A 2,500-nucleotide genomic window follows, 5' to 3' on the forward strand; every position below is an offset into this window, starting at 1 on the left:
AAAAGAATTAAAAAAGGCTTTAAAAAATTTGGAATATGGGTTAAAAGGTTTTTATATTTGCACCCCGCAACGGGATAAGTTCTGGAAAAAAACTGTGAATTGGTTGATTTAAAATAAATTCAAAAATAATTTTAAAAAGACTTGTTAGTTTAAAAAGAATGGTTACTTTTGCACCCGCTTTGAGAATGAAAGTGGTAAAAAGATATAAGAATACGTTCATAGACATATTGAATTGACAGCCGTTCCGATAGAGATATCGGGACAAATAAAGAGAGTAAGATAATCGGAAGATTAGAGAAGACTAGCCTTTGTCTACAATACGATGCAGAATTAAATTTCAGCATAACAATATACGATGAAGAGTTTGATCCTGGCTCAGGATGAACGCTAGCGGCAGGCTTAACACATGCAAGTCGAGGGGTATAGGTTTTCGGACCTAGAGACCGGCGCACGGGTGCGTAACGCGTATGCAATCTACCTTTTACAGAGGGATAGCCCAGAGAAATTTGGATTAATACCTCATAGTATAGTTACTTCGCATGAAGTTACTATTAAAGTTCCAACGGTAAAAGATGAGCATGCGTCCTATTAGCTAGTTGGTGTGGTAACGGCACACCAAGGCTACGATAGGTAGGGGTCCTGAGAGGGAGATCCCCCACACTGGTACTGAGACACGGACCAGACTCCTACGGGAGGCAGCAGTGAGGAATATTGGACAATGGGCGCAAGCCTGATCCAGCCATGCCGCGTGCAGGAAGACGCATCTATGGTGTGTAAACTGCTTTTGTACGGGAAGAAACACTCCTACGTGTAGGAGCTTGACGGTACCGTAAGAATAAGGATCGGCTAACTCCGTGCCAGCAGCCGCGGTAATACGGAGGATCCAAGCGTTATCCGGAATCATTGGGTTTAAAGGGTCCGTAGGCGGTTTGATAAGTCAGTGGTGAAAGCCCATCGCTCAACGATGGAACGGCCATTGATACTGTCAGACTTGAATTACTAGGAAGTAACTAGAATATGTAGTGTAGCGGTGAAATGCTTAGATATTACATGGAATACCAATTGCGAAGGCAGGTTACTACTAGTGGATTGACGCTGATGGACGAAAGCGTGGGGAGCGAACAGGATTAGATACCCTGGTAGTCCACGCCGTAAACGATGGATACTAGCTGTTCGGAGCAATCTGAGTGGCTAAGCGAAAGTGATAAGTATCCCACCTGGGGAGTACGTTCGCAAGAATGAAACTCAAAGGAATTGACGGGGGCCCGCACAAGCGGTGGAGCATGTGGTTTAATTCGATGATACGCGAGGAACCTTACCAAGGCTTAAATGTAGATTGACCGGTTTGGAAACAGACTTTTCGCAAGACAATTTACAAGGTGCTGCATGGTTGTCGTCAGCTCGTGCCGTGAGGTGTCAGGTTAAGTCCTATAACGAGCGCAACCCCTGTTGTTAGTTGCCAGCGAGTAGTGTCGGGAACTCTAACAAGACTGCCAGTGTAAACTGTGAGGAAGGTGGGGATGACGTCAAATCATCACGGCCCTTACGCCTTGGGCTACACACGTGCTACAATGGACGGTACAGAGAGCAGCCACTGGGTGACCAGGAGCGAATCTACAAAACCGTTCTCAGTTCGGATCGGAGTCTGCAACTCGACTCCGTGAAGCTGGAATCGCTAGTAATCGGATATCAGCCATGATCCGGTGAATACGTTCCCGGGCCTTGTACACACCGCCCGTCAAGCCATGGAAGCTGGGGGTGCCTGAAGTCGGTGACCGCAAGGAGCTGCCTAGGGTAAAACTGGTAACTAGGGCTAAGTCGTAACAAGGTAGCCGTACCGGAAGGTGCGGCTGGAACACCTCCTTTCTAGAGACGATAAAAGGATAAGAATTAAGATTAGACGTTTAGATTACTCTCGCTGTTAGTTCAAATATTATAATAAGCAAAAAAACAGAGTCTCGTAGCTCAGCTGGTTAGAGTACTACACTGATAATGTAGGGGTCCCCAGTTCGAGTCTGGGCGGGACTACTTTATTTTTATATAATAAATAAAACTGTAAGCTTAAGGAAATTTTAGAGGTTGAGTGAACCGTTTGAAGTAGTGTTAACTGATGACTGTTAACTAGCAACTAAAAAATGGGGGATTAGCTCAGCTGGCTAGAGCGCCTGCCTTGCACGCAGGAGGTCAACGGTTCGACTCCGTTATTCTCCACTATTCCGATTAATCGGAAAAAAGTTCATTGACATATTGAGATAAGAAAATATTTAAAAAGTAGAAAGAACACGTTCTATACAATTATGTATAGGGCAAAAGTACAATAAGCAAAATAAGGGCGTATGGGGGATGCCTAGGCTCTCAGAGGCGAAGAAGGACGTGATAAGCTGCGAAAAGCTACGGGGATTGGCACACACGAATTGATCCGTAGATATCCGAATGGGGCAACCCGGCATGTTGAAGACATGTCACATCGATAGATGAGCAAACCCGCTGAACTGAAACA

The 2,500-nt window shown here is 45.2% G+C and carries 2 tRNA genes and 2 rRNA genes (1 of these 4 cut by a window edge); all 4 read left to right on the forward strand.

Annotation, left to right across the window (positions count from 1 at the left end):
- Window positions 1-352 precede the first annotated feature (352 nt).
- Window positions 353-1,866: ribosomal RNA gene (locus tag ACSVH2_RS14020) — 16S ribosomal RNA — on the forward strand.
- 88 nt (window positions 1,867-1,954) lie between these two features.
- A tRNA-Ile gene (locus ACSVH2_RS14025) sits at window positions 1,955-2,028 on the forward strand.
- Window positions 2,029-2,137: 109 nt separating this feature from the next.
- A tRNA-Ala gene (locus tag ACSVH2_RS14030) sits at window positions 2,138-2,211 on the forward strand.
- Window positions 2,212-2,315: 104 nt separating this feature from the next.
- Window positions 2,316-2,500 (forward strand): 23S ribosomal RNA (locus ACSVH2_RS14035); it runs 2,700 nt beyond the window's last position.
- The 16S and 23S rRNA genes sit together here with 2 tRNA genes alongside, the layout of an rRNA operon.

The organism is Flavobacterium sp. RSB2_4_14, from assembly GCF_051547085.1.
Taxonomy (GTDB): domain Bacteria; phylum Bacteroidota; class Bacteroidia; order Flavobacteriales; family Flavobacteriaceae; genus Flavobacterium.